The organism is Streptomyces sp. OR43, assembly GCF_008042275.1.
Lineage (GTDB): Bacteria > Actinomycetota > Actinomycetes > Streptomycetales > Streptomycetaceae > Streptomyces.
The window spans coordinates 259,215-277,753 of the sequence record NZ_RDBK01000043.1; the positions used below are offsets into that span (position 1 = coordinate 259,215).

The window sequence follows — 18,539 nt, forward strand, 5'->3', positions numbered from 1 at the left end:
CTGTCGCTGCTCGCCCCGCCGCCGCCAGCCCCGCCGGGGCGAGCAGCGACAGCGGGCAGCCGTCGACGAGCCGCAGCTCCAGCAGGATGCGCTCGACGCGCCGGTCCTCCGCGGAGAGGATCTCGCGGCCCGCGCCGGGCGAGCGTCCTTCGGCCAGCGCCTGCGCGTACGCCCCCGGGTGCTTCACGTTCCACCAGCGCACCCCGCCGACATGGCTGTGCGCGCCGGGCCCCGCGCCCCACCAGTCCGCCCCGCGCCAGTACAGCTCGTTGTGCAGGCAGCGGCCCTCCGGTGTCCGGGCCCAGTTCGACACCTCGTACCAGGAGAAGCCGGCCGCGGCCATCGCCTCGTCCGCGATGAGGTACCGGTCGGCGTGCGCGTCGTCGTCCGTCATCGGGATCTCGCCGCGCTTGATCCGGCGGGCCAGCTGGGTGCCCTCCTCGACGATCAGGGCGTACGCCGACACATGGTCGGGCCCGGCGCCGATCGCCGCGTCGAGGGAGGCGCGCCAGTCGTCGTCGGACTCGCCGGGGGTGCCGTAGATCAGGTCGAGGTTGACGTGCTCGAAGCCGGCCGCCCTCGCCTCGGCGACGCACGCCTCGGGCCGGCCGGGGGTGTGGGTGCGGTCGAGGATCTTCAGGACGTGCTGCCGGGCGCTCTGCATCCCGAAGGAGATCCGGTTGAAGCCGCCCTCGCGCAGCTCGGCCAGGTATTCCGGGCCGACGGACTCCGGGTTCGCCTCGGTGGTGATCTCGGCGTCGTCCGCGAGGCCGAACTCCTCCCGGATGGCTCCCAGCATCCGGACGAGGTCGGCGGCGGCCAGCAGCGTCGGCGTACCGCCTCCGACGAAGACCGTACGGACCTGGCGCGGGTCGTCGCCGAGGACCTTGCGGGCCTGGCGGACCTCGCCGATGAGGTGGGAGGCGTAGTTGTCGCGGGAGGCCAGCGCACCGCCGGAGCCGCGCAGCTCGGTCGCGGTGTAGGTGTTGAAGTCGCAGTAGCCGCAGCGCGTCGCGCAGTACGGCACGTGGAGGTAGAAGCCGAGCGGGCGTTCTGCGGCGCCTTCCAGGGCATGGCGGGGCAGCGCCCCGTCGTCGGGCACGGGCTCACCATCGGGCAGTACGGAAGGCATACCGCCCATTGTCGCGCGCCGCCCGGCAACCGGACGCCACGCGGGTACGTGCCTGCTCGACCGGCCGGACGGCCGCGCGCCCCGGCCTACTCGGCCTGGAGGACCAGCAGCGCCAGGTCGTCGTCCGGCGGGCGCTCCGCGAAGGCGTGCACGGCGTGCTTGATGCGGTCCGCGATGCCTTCCGCGCTCAGACCGGCGCACCCGGAGAGCGCCTGGGCCAGCCCGTCCTCGTCGTCGAACATCAGCGGCCCCGAGCGCCGCTCCGTGACCCCGTCGGTGACGCAGAGCAGGCTGTCGCCGGGGGCCAGGTCGAAGCTCTGGGTCTCGTAGACGGCGTCGTCCATGACGCCGAGGAGCAGTTGGGGTTCGGCGGCCGGCCGCACCGTGCCGTCGGGGCGCAGCAGCAGCGGCAGCGGGTGCCCGGCACTGACCAGGGTGCAGCGGGCGCCGCCGCCGGGCAGCGGTACGAGCTCCCCGTACAGCAGGGAGAGGAACCGGGACTGTCCGCTGTCCGCCGAGTGCTGGCCGCCGGCGGCGGCGACCATGAGGGCGGCCGCCTCGGCGGCCTCCATCGCGTCGTCGAGGAGCAGCCGGTTGAGGCGGACGAGGACCTCGTCGGCCTGGAAGCCCTCCCGGGCCAGCAGCCGCAGCCAGGGGCGGGCGAGCCCGGTGACGACGGCGGCCTCGGGACCGCTGCCCTGGACGTCGCCGAGGACGAAGCACCAGCGGTCGCCCGGGCACGGGAAGATGTCGTAGAAGTCACCCCCGACCACCCCGTCGTCGCTGGGTTCGTAGACGAGGGAGCTGACGACGCCCGGTATGTCGGCGACCTTGCTGGGCAGCAGTCCGCGCTGGAGGATGCGGCTGATGGTGGCCTGCCGGGTGTAGGCGCGGGCCGCGCCGACGGCGAGGCCGACCCTGCGGACGAAGTCCTCGATCAGGGCCGTGACCTCGTCGGGGACGCGGGCGATGCCTTCGCGGCCCAGGAGTACGGCTCCGAGGGTGCGGCCGCCCGAGGTGATCCGGTAGGCGAGGGTGACGCCTTCGAGCCCGTCCGGCTGCCCGCCGTCCTCCGCGCTGCCGGGCCACGGCATGGATACGGGTCCGGTGCCGACCCGTTCGGGGAGGCGGAGCGGGTCGCCCTCCAGCAGGGTGCGCAGCGGCTGGATGCGGGTCTCGTCGACGTGCCAGACCTTGGCGAGACGGGGGACGGCCGCGCGGCCCGGGGTTTCGGGCTCCAGCCAGATCGCGCACCAGTCGGCGAGCCGGGGCACGAGTAACTGTCCGGCGAGCGCCGCCACGATGTCCTCGTCGAGCTGGCCGGCCAGCAGGTCCGAGGCCTCGGCGAGGAACGACAGCGCGCCGCGGCCCGCCCAGTCGGCGTCGTCGCGCAGGGCGCGGCGCGCGGTGGGCGCGAGCAGTTCGGCGGCGCGCAGCCCCTGCTGGAATCCGGGCTCCGGGCGGGCGTCGGGGAAGGGGTTCCAGTCGTCGACGGGGAGCCGGGCCCAGACGGTCTTGAGGCCGGTGCGGTAGGTGATGCCCCAGCGTTCGGCGAGGGTGGCGACGAGTTCCAGGCCGCGTCCGTACTCGGCGGGCTCGCCGGGTCCGGCCGCGCCCGCGAAGCCGCCCTCGGAGCCGTCGCTGCGTACGGCACGGGCGGGGTGGTGGTCGGAGATCTCCAGGACCAGCGCGGCGGCCTCGTCCTCGGTGGCCTCCTCCAGCCGGAAGAGGAGTTCGACGTTGGTCCCGGCGTGCACGACGGCGTTGGTGACGAGTTCGCTGACGACGACCGCCGCGTCGTCGCCGAGCCGCTCGCTGAAGCCGACTGCCGCGGGGAGTCCGAGCGCGCTCCACTCGGCGAGTGCCGCCGCGACGAACCGCCGGCCGGCGGCGGGCGCCAGCAGGTTGCCGGGCAGGCTCGTCCGGGCGACGGGCTGTGCGCCCGTGGACGCGCCGTTGGTTCCGGGACGTTGCACGATGTCCCGCTGCAAGGGAATGGACCCCACAGGGCGGCTCCTGACCTGTTCTCGCTCTGCCTGTTCTCCGTTGGGACGAACCCTCTTGGGCCCACCGGCCCAGCGCCGCTGACGACACGGACAGAGTGACAGATCGGCCCCCCGCATACGCGTCGAGTTACCGAAGTGCCTGGGAAAACAAGACCCCGGCCCCCTGCGCGGTGCGCGGGGGGCCGGGGGTCTCGGGCTGCTGTCACGCCTCGCGGGAGCCCGCGTACATGTCCTCGATCAGGTCCTTGTACGTACGCTCGACGACCGGCCGCTTCAGCTTGAGGCTGGGTGTGACCTCGCCGTGCTCGATGTCCAGGTCACGCGGGAGCAGCCGGAACTTCTTGATGGTCTGCCAGCGCTGCAGTCCCTCGTTGAGGCGCTTGACGTAGCCGTCGATGAGCTCGACCGTCTTCGGGGACGCCACGACGTCCGCGTACGACTTGCCCTCCATGCCGTTCTCGGCGGCCCAGCCGAGGATGGTCGGCTCGTCGAGGGCGATGAGCGCGGTGCAGAAGTTACGGTCCGCGCCGTGCACCAGGATGTTGGAGACGAACGGACAGACCGCCTTGAACTGGCCCTCGACCTCGGCCGGCGCGATGTACTTGCCGCCGGACGTCTTGATCAGGTCCTTCTTGCGGTCGGTGATCCGCAGATAGCCGTCCACGGACAGCTCACCGATGTCGCCGGTGTGGAACCAGCCGTCGGCCTCCAGTACCTCGGCCGTCTTGTCCGGGAGTCCCTGGTAGCCCTCCATCAGCCCGGGGCCGCGCAGGAGGATCTCGCCGTCGTCGGCGATGCGGACCTCGGTGCCGGGAAGCGGCTTGCCGACCGTGCCGGTGCGGTAGGCCTCGCCCGGGTTGACGAAGGAGGCGGCGCTCGACTCGGTGAGGCCGTAGCCCTCCAGGATGTGGATGCCGGCGCCGGCGAAGAAGAAGCCGATCTCGGGCGCGAGCGCGGCGGAGCCGGAGACGCAGGCGCGGAGCCGGCCGCCGAACGCCTCGCGGATCTTGGCGAAGACGAGGGTGTCGGCGACCCTGTGCTTGGCGCCGAGCCCGAAGGGAACGGAGGCGGTGCCGGTGCGCCGGAAGTTGTCCTGGGAGACCTTCGCGTACTCGCGGGCGACCCCGGCCGCCCAGAGGAAGATCTTGTACTTGGCCCCGCCACCGGCACGGGCCTTGGCCGCGACGCCGTTGTAGACCTTCTCGAAGATCCGGGGGACGGCGGCCATGTAGGTCGGCTGGACGATCGGCAGGTTCTCGATGATCTTGTCGACCCGGCCGTCGACGGCGGTGACGTGTCCGACCTCGATCTGTCCGGAGGTGAGCACCTTGCCGAAGACGTGGGCGAGCGGCAGCCAGAGGTACTGGACGTCGTCCTTGGTGATCAGGCCGGTGGAGACGGTGGCCTTGGCCATGTACGACCAGTTGTCGTGCGGCAGCCGCACGCCCTTGGGGCGGCCGGTGGTGCCCGAGGTGTAGATGAGGGTCGCGAGTTGCCCGGGGGTGATCGCGTCGACCCGCTCGGTGATCGCGGCCGGGTTCTTGGCCAGGTGCTCGGCGCCCAGGGCCTCCAGGTCGGCCAGCGAGAGCACCCAGCCCTCGGGGTCGCTCTCGTCCGGTGCGAGGCCCTCGGCGTCGATGACGACGACGTGCGCGAGGTGCGGCAGTCCGGACCGGGACGCGCGGGCCTTGGCCAGCTGCGCGGCGTCCTCGGCGATCAGGACCCGGCTGTCGGAGTCGGAGAGGATGAACGCCGATTCCTCGGTGTTCGTCGAGGGGTAGATCGTGGTGGTCGCGGCGCCCGCGCACATCACCCCGAGGTCGGCCAGGATCCATTCGACCCGGGTGCTCGCGGCGAGCGCGACGCGCTCCTCCGGCAGCACTCCGAGGGCGATCAGCCCGGCCGCCACGGCGTAGACCCGCTCGGCCGCCTGTGCCCAGCTCAGGGACTTCCACTCGTCGGGTCCCTGGCCGGTGGCCGCGGGGACGGGGTAGCGGTAGGCCTCCCCGTCCGGGGTGGCCGCCACCCGGTCGATGAAGAGGGTCGCCACGGAGGGCGGACGGTTCTCGATCATGGTCTGTGTGTCGCTCACGACATCCTCCGGGCCTGCGGCAGTGCTTCACGACGGGCTGCTGGTTGGGGTGTGCTCTCCGCTTGCTTCTGCGTGCTTGATGGTTCTTGTTTAACTGGCGAGTAACTACGAAGCCGTGATCAGAGTAAAGCGCCCGCGCGCCCCGCGTAAGAGGCAACGGGACCCCGCTTCATAACGAACGGGCCCCCGCGGCGCAGCGTTCTGCGATGCGGGGACCCGTTCGTCTACCGGCCGGTAGGAGTGGGGGGCGGGGCCTGCGTGCCGCCGCTCCTCGCTCCCTGTCCGCCGGCTACTTCTTGGCCTTGGTCTCCCCGGCGGACTCGTCGGTCGACAGCACGGAGATGAACGCGTCCTGCGGCACCTCCACGTTCCCGACCATCTTCATCCGCTTCTTGCCTTCCTTCTGCTTCTCCAGCAGCTTCCGCTTACGGGAGATGTCACCGCCGTAGCACTTGGCGAGGACGTCCTTGCGGATGGCACGGACGGTCTCACGGGCGATGACCCGGGAGCCGATGGCCGCCTGGATCGGTACCTCGAAGTTCTGCCGCGGGATGAGCTTCTGCAGCTTGGCGACGAGCCGTACGCCGTACGCGTAGGCCTTGTCCTTGTGCGTGACCGCGGAGAACGCGTCGACCTTGTCGCCGTGCAGCAGGATGTCGACCTTGACGAGCTGGGCGGACTGCTCGCCCGTGGGCTCGTAGTCGAGGGAGGCGTAGCCCCGCGTCTTGGACTTCAGCTGGTCGAAGAAGTCGAAGACGATCTCGGCGAGCGGCAGGGTGTAACGGATCTCGACCCGGTCCTCGGAGAGGTAGTCCATACCGAGGAGCGTGCCGCGGCGCTGCTGGCAGAGCTCCATGATCGCGCCGATGAACTCGCTGGGCGCCAGGACCGTGGCCCGGACGACCGGCTCGTACACCTTGTCGATCTTGCCCTCGGGGAATTCACTCGGGTTGGTGACGACGTGTTCGGTGCCGTCCTCCATCTCGACGCGGTAGACCACGTTGGGCGCGGTGGCGATGAGGTCGAGACCGAACTCGCGCTCCAGCCGCTCGCGGACCACGTCCAGGTGGAGCAGGCCGAGGAAGCCGACGCGGAAGCCGAAGCCGAGCGCGGCGGAGGTCTCCGGCTCGTAGACCAGGGCGGCGTCGTTGAGCTGGAGCTTGTCCAGGGCCTCGCGCAGGTCCGGGTAGTCCGATCCGTCCAGCGGGTACAGACCCGAGAAGACCATCGGCTTGGGGTCCTTGTAACCGCCGAGCGCCTCGGTCGCCCCGTTGCTCAGCGAGGTGATCGTGTCACCGACCTTGGACTGCCGGACGTCCTTCACACCCGTGATGATGTAGCCGACCTCGCCGACGCCGATACCGTCGGACGGGGTCATCTCCGGGGAGGAGACACCGATCTCCAGCAGCTCGTGGGTGGCTCCGGTCGACATCATCCGGATGCGCTCGCGCTTGTTCAGCTGGCCGTCGACGACTCGGACGTACGTGACGACGCCGCGGTACGCGTCGTAGACCGAGTCGAAGATCATCGCGCGGGCGGGTGCGTCCGCCTTGCCGACGGGCGCCGGGACGTCCCGGACCACCCGGTCGAGCAGCGCGTCGACGCCCACACCGGTCTTCGCGGAGACCTTGAGGACGTCCTCGGGCTGGCAGCCGATGAGGTTGGCCAGCTCCTCGGAGAACTTCTCGGGCTGGGCGGCCGGCAGGTCGATCTTGTTGAGCACCGGGACGATGGTGAGGTCGTTCTCCATCGCCAGGTAGAGGTTGGCCAGCGTCTGGGCCTCGATGCCCTGCGCGGCGTCGACCAGCAGGACCGTGCCCTCACAGGCGGCCAGCGACCGGGAGACCTCGTAGGTGAAGTCGACGTGTCCCGGGGTGTCGATCATGTTGAGGACGTGGGTGCTGCCCTGGCCCTCACCGGTCGTGGGCGCCCAGGGCAGTCGCACCGCCTGGGACTTGATGGTGATGCCACGCTCGCGCTCGATGTCCATCCGGTCGAGGTACTGAGCGCGCATCTGCCGCTGGTCGACCACACCGGTCAGCTGGAGCATCCGGTCGGCAAGGGTCGACTTGCCGTGGTCGATGTGCGCGATGATGCAGAAGTTGCGGATCAGCGCCGGGTCGGTACGGCTCGGCTCGGGCACGTGGAGAGGAGTCGCGGGCACGCAGGGTCCTGATTCTTGAGACGCCGAACGCCGTGTCTCGGGTCGATGTCGGGTCGGTCGGATCTGTACGTAGCCTCCATCGTCCCACGCCTGCGGCGCGAAGACCGGTTTGGGCCGGTCGGAGTGCGACTGGTACCGTGGACAGCTGTGCCTCGTGGCTCTCGGGCCGCAAGGACACACATCGAAGATCCAACGAACCTGAAAAGGCTCTTTCGTGGCGAACATCAAGTCCCAGATCAAGCGGAACAAGACGAACGAGAAGGCGCGCCTGCGCAACAAGGCCGTCAAGTCCTCGCTCAAGACCTCGATCCGCAAGGCCCGCGAGGCCGTCGTGGCGGGCGACGTCGAGAAGGCCACCGTGGCCGTTCGCGACGCTTCGCGTGCCCTCGACAAGGCTGTCTCGAAGGGTGTCATCCACAAGAACGCCGCCGCCAACAAGAAGTCGGCGCTGGCCACCAAGGTTGCCACCCTCCAGGGCTGAGCATTCTGATGTGATCGCCGGTACGGACTCAGCGGGCCCTCTCTCCCGCTCCTGACCGGCACCCCGCGCCGCACACCGAACCTGCGTTCGCCACGCGGGTGCGGCGCACCAAGCGCATAGCGAAGGCCCCGGTCGTCCCCCTCCCCAGGGGAACGGCCGGGGCCTTCGGCATGTCCTGCGTACGAGGGACCGCGAGCGGTCTCGCTCGATGGTCGCGAGCGGACGGCGTCGCGGCCGAGGCGAGCCGACTGCGTTACGGCCGGCCAAACCCAGCCCGTCCGGCGATTGAGTACGCCCGAACGGCACGTTCAGGCCCGTCCGGCGATTGAGGACGCCCGAACGGGACGTTCAAGCCCGTCCGGCGATTGAGGACGGGGGGCCCGGCCGGGCGAACCCGTACCCGCACCCCCGGGCGCCTCCCCTACCGACCCGCCCGGCCCATACGCGCGGCCCGCGCCACCGCGACCACGGCCTTCTCCAGCGCGTACTCCGGGTCGTCCCCGCCGCCCTTGACCCCCGCGTCCGCGTCCGCGACCGCCCGGAGCGCGACCGCAACCCCGTCCGGCGTCCAGCCCCGCATCTGCTGACGCACCCGGTCGATCTTCCAGGGCGGCATGCCCAGCTCCCGGGCGAGATCGGCCGGCCGGCCGCCCCGCGCCGACGAGAGCTTGCCGATCGCCCGTACCCCCTGCGCGAGCGCGCTGGTGATCAGGACGGGGGCGACCCCCGTCGACAGGGACCAGCGCAGCGCCTCCAGGGCCTCTGCCGCCCGCCCCTCGACCGCCCGGTCGGCGACCGTGAAGCTCGACGCCTCCGCACGCCCCGTGTAATAGCGCCCGACGACGGCCTCGTCGATCGTGCCCTCGACGTCCGCGACGAGCTGCGACACCGCGCTGGCCAGCTCCCGCAGATCGCTGCCGATGGAGTCGACCAGCGACTGGCACGCCTCGGGGGTGGCGGAGCGGCCCAGTGTCCGGAACTCGCCCCGCACGAAGGAGAGGCGCTCGGCAGGCTTGGTGGTCTTCGGACACGCGACCTCCCGCGCCCCTGCCTTGCGCGCCGCGTCGAGCAGCCCCTTGCCCTTGGCGCCGCCCGCGTGGAGCAGCATGAGGGTGATCTCCTCGACCGGGTCGTCGAGGTACTTCTTGACGTCCTTGACCGTGTCGGCGGAGAGATCCTGCGCGTTGCGCACGATCACCACCTTGCGCTCGGCGAAGAGCGAAGGGCTCGTCAGCTCGGCGAGCGTGCCCGGCTGGAGCTGGTCGGAGGCGAGGTCCCGGACATCCGTGTCGGCGTCGGAGGCGCGGGCCGCCGCCACCACCTGCTGCACGGCGCGGTCCAGGAGCAGGTCCTCCTGCCCCACGGCGAGCGTGAGGGGAGCGAGCGGGTCGTCGGTGGAATTCCTTCTGGTGGCCATCGCCGTCCAGCATCCCACGGCCCACTGACAGCCCGGCTGCGACCGGGGCACTCCGGCACGTACCCGAGAATGGGCGGGTGAGCGATGTGAGACATGTACTGGTGCTGCCCGACCGCGACTGTGCGGAGGAGGCGGCGGGAGAGCTGGCCGACCGGTTCGGGGTCGCGGAGGAGCCGCAGCTCGTACGCGATGCGCTGGCCGGCGRGGACGACGCCGAGGACGCCCAGTGGCTGCTGGTCGTGGAGGACCCCGACCGGCGCCTGGACTCCGCGGCGCTCGATGCGTTCGCCGCGGAGTACGAGGGCTGGCTGGAGGCCCCGTAAGGGAGCTCCGCGCCGGCCCGTCAGCTCTTCGGAACGATCTGGATGTCCATGTCGATCGAGATGCTGGAGCCGACCGCGGCGATGCCACGGGCCAGCATCGTCTGCCAGGTGAGGGTGAAGTCCTCACGGTGCAGCTCGGTGGTGGCGCGGCAGGCGGCGCGGGTCTCGCCCTCCAGGCCGTTGCCGAGGCCGAGGTACTGGGTGTCCAGCGTCACCGTACGGCTCACTCCGTGCAGGGTGAGCGCGCCGCTGACGCCCCAGCGGGTACCGCCCCGGTGGACGAAGCGCTCGCTGTAGAACTCCAGCGTCGGATAGCGGCCGACGTCCAGGAAGTCGCCCGAGCGCAGGTGGTCGTCACGCATCTGGACGTTCGTGTCGATCGAGGCGGCATCGATGATCACGTGCATGGCCGAGTTCTCCATGCGGTCGGCGATCCGGACCGCGCCGGCGAAGGTGTTGAAGCGGCCGTGGATGCGGGCCATGCCGATGTGCCGGGCCGTGAAACCGATCTGCGAGTGCATCGGCTCGATCTCCCACTCGCCCGGGTCGGGCAGTTGCGGAGGCGCGGAGACCTGGAGCATCACATCGCCCAGGCCCGCGTGAGCGCCCTCGGCGACCGCGGCCGAACCGTGGAACGGGGTGAACCCCTCCGCCGTGACAGCCAGCCGGTACTCACCCGCCGGCACCGTGGCGAGGACGTTGCCGAAGGGGTCCGTCTCCCCGCCGACGACCTTGCGTCCCGCGGTGTCCGTGACGACGAACTCGGCCTGCTGCACCGGCTCGTTGACCGGGTCGAGCACGCGGCAGCTGAGGACACCCGCGGAGTCCGGTACGTCAAGTCCGGCGAGGGCGTTGCCGCGCACGGCACCCGTCGCTCCCTTGTTTCCGAGCCAACGGCCGAACATTTCCACGCACTCCCGGGGGCGGTTTCACCTCGGGCCGAAGGACTGGACGTCATTGTCGGGACAGCGACCCGCCGACGAATACGCATTCGATCACCCTTGGGGCGTTCGAGGCAAACAAAGCGGCTCGCCAGGGCTTGGGTGGAGGTGTTACCGAAGGTCCGAATTGATCGTTCCGTTTGTGTGTGTCACCCATTCGACGCAGAAACGCCCACCCCTCCCTCAGGAGGAAGCCGGTCGAGGCGCACCCCGAAGTGCTCGCGGTAGGCGGCGAGAACCTCCTCGTCGCTCCCCAGCGGCGTCTCGTGGCGCTCCGTCCCCACCGTCGTGAGGAGCTTGTGGCCCTTGAGCGTGATCCGCCCGGTGGCGGTGAAGCGCGAGCAGACCGGAGACCGTGTGAAGCCGGATTCGGGTGAGGTCCGGTGGTACCAGGCTCCGGCCCGGAAGTCGGCGAGCGCCCGGGGCCGCAGGTCCAGACGGAACTCGGGCACACCGTCCCGCAGCAGATCGAGGTCCCCGTACGGGCAGGGCGTCCCGTCGTCGCCGCCCTCGGCAGGAGCCTGCACGAACCGGAAGGTGCCGCGCGGGTCCCGCTGATCCGCGCGGTCACCGAGCGCGAGCGGGCCCTCAGCATGGTCACCGAAGCCGACATCGGCGAGCCACGGCCCCGTGCCGTCGTCCGTCTCCACCCGCAGCGCCATGTGGTCGTACGGGATGCCCAGCCGCCCCGCCCCACCGTGGACCCGCGCCTGGAGCAGCGTCACGCGGAAGCCGAGGGCTCGCAGCAACGCCGCGAAGGCGCCGTTGAGTTCGTAGCAGAACCCGCCGCGGCGGTCCGCCACGATCTTGTCGAGGAGCAGCTTCTCCTCCAGCACGATGTCCTCGCCGAGGTGGATCGAGAGGTTCTCGAAGGGCACGGTGGTGAGGTGGCGCAGTTGCAGCTCGCGCAGCGCTGCCGCGTCGGGACGGGCGGGCCGGGCGGCGCCGATGCGCTCCAGGTAGGCGTCGGTGGTCTGCGGCAGTCGTGGGTCCATGAGGGCAGTCTGTCCCGGCGGACGGCACCGCGTCGTGAGTCCTGCGCGAGCTGCAACTGCGCCACCTCACCACCGTGCCCTTCGAGAACCTCTCGATCCACCTCGGCGAGGACGATTTCACTCTCCGGAGTGGCGTGGTTATACACAACGGGCCGGTTTTCCACCGGAATCGGGGGTGCTCAGCGGGATCCCGTGGATGTGTCTAGCGTCACGAGGCATGGCTTCCCGATCACACCGTGCAACCAGTCGCGCGACCCGTCCCCCGTATCCGCCCGCCATCAGCGCGTCCGCGCGGCTGCGCGAGGCCGCGGCCGCGGCCGTACGCCCCCGCGCCCGCCGGCGGCCCGGCCCGTTCCCGGCGCCTCCCCGCATACGGCCCGGCCCGGACTCCCCGGTTCCGGCGCCGGCGAACCGGCTGAGATCACGCCCACGCCCGACGCGTCCCACGCCCACGCCCACGCCTGCGCCTGCGGCCGCGCCACGGTCGACACGACTGCTTGCATGACGGCTTGCACGACTGCTTGCAAAACGAGTTGCAGAACGGGTCGCGCGACTGGTTGCACGGTGTGATCGGGAAGCCATGCCTCGTGACGCTAGACACATCCACGGGATCCCGCTGAGCACCCCCGATTCCGGTGGAAAACCGGCCCGTTGTGTATAACCACGCCACTCCGGAGAGTGAAATCAGCGAGGCGAGACCACTGCTCCCAGCAGCCCCGGACCGGTGTGCGCGCCGATCACCGCACCCACCTCGCTGACATGCAGGTCGGCCAGGCCCGGAATCCGCTCACGCAGCCGCTCGGCCAGGCGCTCGGCCCGCTCCGGGGCCGCGAGGTGATGCACCGCGATGTCCACCGGTCCGCTGCCCGCCCGCTCCGCGACGATCTCCTCCAGCCGGGCGATGGCCTTCGAGGCCGTCCGTACCTTCTCCAGGAGTTCGATCCGGCCGCCGTCCAGTTGCAGGAGCGGCTTCACGGCAAGGGCCGAACCGAGCAGGGCCTGCGCGGCGCCGATCCTGCCGCCGCGGCGCAGGTAGTCCAGGGTGTCGACGTAGAAGTAGGCCGACGTGCCCGCCGCTCTCTTCTCGGCGGCGGCCACCGCGTCGTCCTGGCTGCCGCCCGCCTCGGCCGTCTCCGCCGCGGCCAGGGCGCAGAATCCGAGGGCCATGGCGACCATGCCGGTGTCCACCACGCGCACCGGCACCGGGGCGTCCTTCGCCGCGAGAAGGGCGGCGTCGTAGGTGCCGGAGAACTCCGCCGACAGGTGCAGCGAGACGATGGCGCTCGCCCCCGCGTCGGCAGCCGCGCGGTAGGCGGCCGCGAAGACCTCGGGGCTGGGCCGTGAAGTCGTCACGGAACGGCGCTTCTGCAGGGCCAGGGCGAGGGAGCGGGCCGAGATCTCGGTGCCCTCCTCCAGCGCCTGGTCGCCGAGGACAACGGTCAGCGGCACTGCGGTGATGCCATGCCGTTCCATCGCCTGGGGCGGCAGGTAGGCCGTGGAATCGGTGACGATCGCGACATGGCGGGACATGAGCGGGAGGTTACCTGCCGGGGAGGGGGCTCGGCAGTCCGACCCCGACCGAATGATCAGTTCCGGTCGCTTCGGGCCGCATCCCGCCATCCCCGTTCACCTGCTGCCGACCGCCGCCGCCCGCTCCCGCCGGCCACGCCCGCCGACCACCTCACGAGCCACCACCACGAACCGCCACCACGGCGGTCCGCTTCCCGTAACGCCGTCAGTTCGTGGTCTCCGGCCGTGCCGCCTTCTGCCACGGATAGCCCGCCCGCAGCCGGGGATCCGGAGCCGTAAGGGCTTGCGGGGCCTGTGGAGCGCCCTCACCGCCCGCCGGGCCCGTCCCGGACCGCTCCTGACCGCGCGCCGGAGAATCCGGCGGCTCCGGAGCTGCCGTCCGGGACTCCGCTGCCGGCTCCTCCGTCGTCCAGTGCCGCAGCGCCCCGGCCTCCACATCGATCTGCACGTTCAGCGCCGCCAGATCGTCGTCGGCAAACTGCCGGGCCCGGTCCCTCGCGGCCCACCGCAGGGACTCCGCGGCGCGCGTGATCCGTTCGGTGCGCTTCTTCAGGTCCGGCAGCAGCGAAGCCACCGTCGCCTTGTCGGGCTCACGCTCCAGCCGCTTCAGGTCCTCGTCCAGCTCGCGGCCGTGCACCCCGAGGCGCTCGAACAGGCCCAGGGACTCCGAGAGCGAGGCGTCCTCGACGGCGCCCGCCTGCAGCGCCTCCTGAGTGGCCCGCATCGAGGTGCGCAGCGAGAGGCGGAGCTGCGCCAGTTCGCCGCCCACGCCCAGCTGCCCGTAGCTCTTGGCCCGCAGCGTGGTGTCCTCCACCGTGCGGCGGGCCTGCGTGATCGTGCGGTCCACGCCGCGCTTGGCCGCGCCGACGACCTTGACGGTCGCGTAGACGCCCAGAGCCATGAAGGCGACGACGAGCAGCCCCAGGATCAGGATCACGGCTTCCATGAGCGCCCCTCGGATGGTGTGACGGCTTGCGGCACGGTTTCACCCGCCCCTCCACCGTAAACGGAACGGGCAGGCGGAGGGTTCCATCGGAACCCCCAACCTGCCCGTAGGGGAAAGCCCTCACACCCGGAGAGCCGTCACACCGTCACGACGACGGTCGCCGCAGCCGCCGACCAGTGCCTCTCGTTCGGATCATGCCGGGCTCGCGCGGTCCCGCCTGATCCGGACAGAAGACCCTAGGCCGGAACGATGTTCACCAGCTTCGGCGCCCGGACGATCACCTTGCGGATGCCCGCCCCGTCCAGTGCCGCGACGACGGCCGGGTCGGCCAGGGCCAGGGCCTCCAGCTCGGCGTCCGTGATCGACGGGGAGATCTCCAGGCGTGCCCGGACCTTTCCCTTGATCTGGACGACGCAGGTCACGGTCTCGTCCACGACGTACGCCGGGTCGGCCACCGGGAAGTCCTGGTGCACGACCGACTCGGTGTGGCCCAGCCGGCGCCACAGCTCCTCGGCGATGTGCGGCGCCAGCGGCGCCACCAGCAGCACCAGTGCCTCGGCGACGGGCCGCGGCAGCGGACCACCGGCCTTGGTCAGGTGGTTGTTCAGCTCGGTGACCTTGGCGATGGCCGTGTTGAAGCGCATCCCGGCCATGTCGGCGCCGACTCCGTCGATCGCCTTGTGCAGCGCGCGCAGCGTGTCCTCGCCGGGCTCGGTGTCGACGACGGTGACCTCGCCGCTCTCCTCGTCGACGATGTTGCGCCACAGCCGCTGCAGCAGCCGGTACTGGCCGACGACCGCGCGCGTGTCCCAGGGTCGCGACACGTCCAGGGGGCCCATGGCCATCTCGTACAGACGCAGCGTGTCGGCGCCGTACTCGCCGCAGATCTCGTCGGGCGTCACGGCGTTCTTCAGGGACTTGCCCATCTTGCCCAGGACGCGGGAGACCTTCTCGCCCTCGTAGTAGTACGCACCGTCGCGCTCCTCGACCTCGGCCGCCGGGACCGCGATGCCGCGGCTGTCCCGGTAGACGAAGGCCTGGATCATGCCCTGGTTGTACAGCTTGTGGAACGGCTCGGCGGACGAGACGTGGCCAAGGTCGTGCAGCACCTTGGACCAGAAACGGGCGTACAGCAGGTGCAGCACGGCGTGCTCGGCGCCGCCCACGTACAGGTCGACGCCACCGGTCGGCTGACCCTCGCGCGGGCCCATCCAGTACTGCTCGATCGCCGGGTCGACCAGCTTCTCGCTGTTGTTCGGGTCCAGGTAGCGCAGCTCGTACCAGCAGGAACCGGCCCAGTTGGGCATGGTGTTGGTCTCGCGGCGGTACTTCCTGGGGCCGTTGCCGTCGCCCAGGTCCAGCGTGACGTTGACCCAGTCGGCGTTGCGCGACAGCGGGGTCTCGGGCTGGGTGTCTGCGTCGTCCGGGTCGAAGGTGCGCGGCGAGTAGTCGTCGACCTCCGGCAGCTCCAGCGGCAGCATCGACTCGGGCAGCGGGTGGGCGATGCCCTCCTCGTCGTACACGATCGGGAAGGGCTCGCCCCAGTAGCGCTGGCGGCTGAACAGCCAGTCGCGCAGCCGGAAGTTGACGGTGCCCTCGCCGACCCCGTGCTCCTTCAGCCACTCGGTGATCCGGATCTTGGCGTCGACGACGCCCAGGCCGTCCAGCGAGATCTCACCGTTCGCGGAGTTGACCAGCTTCGCGTCGTACGAGCCGAAGGCGTCCTCCCACGTCGAGGCGTCCGTGCCGCGGTCGTCCGACGGCTCGACGACACAGCGCATCGGCAGCTCGAAGGCGCGCGCGAAGGCGAAGTCGCGCGCGTCGTGCGCGGGTACGGCCATGATCGCGCCGGTGCCGTAGCCCATCAGGACGTAGTCAGCGATGAAGACGGGTACCTGCTCGCCGCTGACCGGGTTGGTCGCGTACGCGCCGGTGAAGACGCCGGTCTTGTCCTTCGCCTCGGCCTGGCGCTCCACGTCGGACTTGGCGGCGGCCTGCTTGCGGTACGCGGTGACGGCCTCGGCCGGGGTCGCGTGGCCGCCGGTCCAGACCGCGTGGGTACCGTCGGGCCAGGCGCTGGGAGTGATCTGCTCGACCAGCTCGTGCTCGGGCGCCAGCACCATGTAGGTGGCGCCGAACAGGGTGTCCTGGCGGGTGGTGAAGACGGTGATGCTGCCGGCCCCGTCGACCGGGAAGTCGACGCGCGCACCCTCGGAGCGGCCGATCCAGTTGCGCTGCTGCAGCTTGATGGCCTCGGGCCAGTCCAGCCCGTCCAGGTCGTTCAGCAGCCGGTCCGCGTAGGCCGTGATGCGCATGTTCCACTGGCGCAGCTTGGCCTTGAAGACGGGGAAGTTGCCGCGCTCGGAGCGGCCGTCGGCCGTGACCTCCTCGTTGGCCAGGACGGTGCCCAGGCCGGGCGACCAGTTGACGGGCGCGTCGGAGGCGTAGGCCAGCCGGTGGTCACTCAGGACGTCGGCGCGCTCGGCGGCACTCAGGGCGCTCCAGTCACGGCCGTCCGGGGTCGGGCGCTCGCCGCTCTCGAACTGGGCGACCAGCTCGGCGATCGGCCGGGCGCGGTCCGCCTCGGTGTCGTACCAGGAGTTGAAGATCTGCAGGAAGATCCACTGGGTCCACTTGTAGTACTCGGACTCGATCGTGGCGAACGAGCGGCGCTTGTCGTGGCCCAGGCCCAGCCGGCGCAGCTGCGCCGTCATGTTCTCGATGTTGGCCTCGGTCGAGATCCGCGGGTGCGTGCCGGTCTGGACGGCGTACTGCTCCGCGGGCAGGCCGAAGGCGTCGAAGCCCAGGGTGTGCAGGACGTTGTGGCCGCTCATCCGCTGGTGACGGGCGAAGACATCGGTGGCGATGTAGCCCAGCGGGTGACCCACGTGCAGCCCCGCACCCGAGGGGTACGGGAACATGTCCATGATGAACTTCTTCGGCTTGGCGGCCAGCTCCGGGTCGCCCGCCAGGTCACCGGTCGGGTTCGGCGCCTCGTAGGTGCCCTCGGCGTCCCAGAAGTCCTGCCAGCGTGCCTCGATGTCGGCGGCCATCGCTGCCGTATAGCGGTGCGGCGCAGCAACGTCGGCTGCGGAATTCGTCTCGCTCATGATCCTCAAAGCTCCATCGATCGTCATCTGCCGGCGCCCACGTCTACGGACACGCGTCTACGGAAACGAAAAAGCCCCTCGCACAGGAGGGGACGCCGCGCTGATGCCGACCAGGCGTTCTCACCGGTCGGGACTGATCAGCGCGGCTCGCTAAGCAGAAGGCGTACGGCACGCATGGCGTCAGGGTACCGCACAGGCCCGGCTCTCATCCGGGCGCCGCCGATCCGTGGACACGAGGCACGGTGGACCACGCGTCGGAACGTCCGGGAAGCGGGGGTTACTCCGCGTAATGCCCTCTATCGGGGCAACCATCCAAACCTCGTACCGGCCGGTATGGAGCGACTTAGCATGCGGCAACGGGACCGCTTTGCCGAGCCATTCGGAGTCGCCCCCCATGAACCCTCATCGCAAGATCCGCTCATCGGCCGCCCCTTCCCAGGGGCCGGGCCGCCAGGTGCAGGGCGGGCTGACCGTCGCTGTGCTGGTTCTCCTGCCGCTGCTCGCCGTGGCGGGCAGCGACGGTGTTCGCGCCACGCTCGACTTCACGACCGGTGTCCTCTCGCTGGTCTCGCTCACCGCCGCGGTGGGCTGGGGCCTCCTCGCGACCGACCGGCTGTTCCTCTCCTCGCGCCAGCGGCTGATCGGCCAGGCCGTCCACCGCACCGCCGCGGCCGCCTCGCTGGGCTTCCTGCTCCTCCACGTCACGGTGAAGGTCTCGCTGGGGCACGTGGCGCTGCTCGGCGCCGTCGTCCCCTTCGGTCTCGGGGCCGGGGGCACGGCGGGGCTCATCGGCTTCGGCGCGCTGGCCGGACTGCTGATGGTGGTGGCCGCCGCCACGGGCGCGCTGCGCAGCGCCTTCACCGGCCCCGCCAAGGTCGCCGGGCGCTGGCGTGCGCTGCACGCGCTGTCGTACCCGGCCTGGTGCGCCGCGCTGGTCCACGGTCTGTACGCGGGCCGGCCGCCCGCGGTCTGGGTCGTCGTGATGTACAGCCTGTGTCTCGTCGCCGTGGCGGCCGTGCTGAGCCTGCGCATGCTGCCACCGCCGGTGAAGCGGCGGATCGCCGGACTGATCACCGCGCTCGTGAAGCCGGACACCCTGCCCGGCGACCCGGATCCGGTGGCCCGCGAGGCCCCGCTGCCCGGCGCGGACACCGCGTCCCTGGCCGGGGCGTACGGGGCGGACGCCGGCAGCACCGGCACCGGCCGACGCGGCCTCGGCAGTCAGCTGCGCGGCGCCCCGCTGCCCTCGTCCTTCGAGTACCCCCGGACCACTCTCCCGGCGTCCGCCCCGTACGCCCCGGCCAGGGACGCGGTGTCCGCGCCGGGCAGCGGGGCCTCGCGGGCCACCGGATCCGGGTCGCCGGGCAGGGTGTCCGGCTTCACGAGCGCGGTGATCAGTCCG

13 protein-coding genes and 1 pseudogene are annotated in these 18,539 nt (G+C 71.1%); 4 read left to right on the top strand and 10 right to left on the bottom strand.

The genetic code is table 11. The annotated features are described in order from the left end of the window. From hemW to lepA, 4 genes are all read right to left on the bottom strand, one after another. A partial coding sequence (gene hemW / locus EAO72_RS19610; protein WP_148021906.1) for a radical SAM family heme chaperone HemW occupies positions 1-1,141 on the bottom strand: 1,141 nt, incomplete at its 3' end. A gap of 77 nt (positions 1,142-1,218) precedes the next feature. Then, positions 1,219-3,123: an ATP-binding SpoIIE family protein phosphatase gene (locus tag EAO72_RS19615; RefSeq protein ID WP_148021907.1), complete on the bottom strand. Its 1,905-nt coding sequence runs from the start codon at positions 3,121-3,123 to the stop codon at positions 1,219-1,221. 217 nt (positions 3,124-3,340) lie between these two features. After that, positions 3,341-5,230 (bottom strand): AMP-dependent synthetase/ligase, encoded by a 1,890-nt coding sequence (locus EAO72_RS19620; RefSeq protein WP_148018637.1) that lies wholly within the window; start codon positions 5,228-5,230, stop codon positions 3,341-3,343. Positions 5,231-5,519: 289 nt separating this feature from the next. Beyond that, the gene (gene lepA / locus EAO72_RS19625) at positions 5,520-7,394 is read right to left on the bottom strand and encodes a translation elongation factor 4 (protein ID WP_148018638.1); all 1,875 of its coding nucleotides are present in this window, start codon (positions 7,392-7,394) and stop codon (positions 5,520-5,522) included. A gap of 214 nt (positions 7,395-7,608) precedes the next feature. Here lepA and rpsT point away from each other — a divergent pair, with 214 nt between their 5' ends. Beyond that, positions 7,609-7,875, top strand: a complete 267-nt coding sequence (gene rpsT, locus EAO72_RS19630) for a 30S ribosomal protein S20 (protein ID WP_136325190.1) — start codon at positions 7,609-7,611, stop codon at positions 7,873-7,875. 421 nt (positions 7,876-8,296) lie between these two features. On the opposite strand, the gene holA is transcribed toward rpsT, so the two are convergent. Then, on the bottom strand, positions 8,297-9,292 hold the full coding sequence (gene holA / locus EAO72_RS19635; protein ID WP_148018639.1) for a DNA polymerase III subunit delta: 996 nt from the start codon (positions 9,290-9,292) through the stop codon (positions 8,297-8,299). A gap of 77 nt (positions 9,293-9,369) precedes the next feature. On the opposite strand from holA, the gene EAO72_RS19640 reads away from it, so the two are divergent. Then, on the top strand, positions 9,370-9,615 hold the full coding sequence (locus EAO72_RS19640; protein WP_148018640.1) for a hypothetical protein: 246 nt from the start codon (positions 9,370-9,372) through the stop codon (positions 9,613-9,615). 20 nt (positions 9,616-9,635) lie between these two features. On the opposite strand, the gene EAO72_RS19645 is transcribed toward EAO72_RS19640, so the two are convergent. Together EAO72_RS19645 and EAO72_RS19650 are read right to left on the bottom strand one after the other, a co-directional pair. Next, positions 9,636-10,520, bottom strand: coding sequence for a YceI family protein (locus EAO72_RS19645; RefSeq protein ID WP_148018641.1), 885 nt, complete (start codon positions 10,518-10,520; stop codon positions 9,636-9,638). A gap of 185 nt (positions 10,521-10,705) precedes the next feature. Then, entirely contained in the window at positions 10,706-11,551 is an 846-nt protein-coding gene (locus EAO72_RS19650) for an arylamine N-acetyltransferase family protein (RefSeq protein ID WP_148018642.1), read from the bottom strand. A gap of 41 nt (positions 11,552-11,592) precedes the next feature. Here EAO72_RS19650 and EAO72_RS19655 point away from each other — a divergent pair. Next, positions 11,593-11,664: pseudogene (locus EAO72_RS19655) on the top strand (arylamine N-acetyltransferase); the annotation flags it as partial. A gap of 571 nt (positions 11,665-12,235) precedes the next feature. On the opposite strand, the gene EAO72_RS19660 reads toward EAO72_RS19655, so the two are convergent. The 3 genes from EAO72_RS19660 to leuS all read right to left on the bottom strand — a co-directional run bounded on the left by EAO72_RS19660 (position 12,236) and on the right by leuS (position 17,137). Beyond that, positions 12,236-13,081, bottom strand: coding sequence for a DegV family protein (locus EAO72_RS19660; protein ID WP_148018643.1), 846 nt, complete (start codon positions 13,079-13,081; stop codon positions 12,236-12,238). Positions 13,082-13,286: 205 nt separating this feature from the next. After that, entirely contained in the window at positions 13,287-14,027 is a 741-nt protein-coding gene (locus EAO72_RS19665) for a hypothetical protein (RefSeq protein WP_148018644.1), read from the bottom strand. A gap of 236 nt (positions 14,028-14,263) precedes the next feature. Beyond that, entirely contained in the window at positions 14,264-17,137 is a 2,874-nt protein-coding gene (leuS, locus tag EAO72_RS19670) for a leucine--tRNA ligase (protein ID WP_148018645.1), read from the bottom strand. A gap of 394 nt (positions 17,138-17,531) precedes the next feature. On the opposite strand from leuS, the gene EAO72_RS19675 reads away from it, so the two are divergent. Further along, positions 17,532-18,539 (top strand): hypothetical protein (locus EAO72_RS19675; protein ID WP_261991579.1); only part of this gene is annotated, 1,008 nt, incomplete at its 3' end.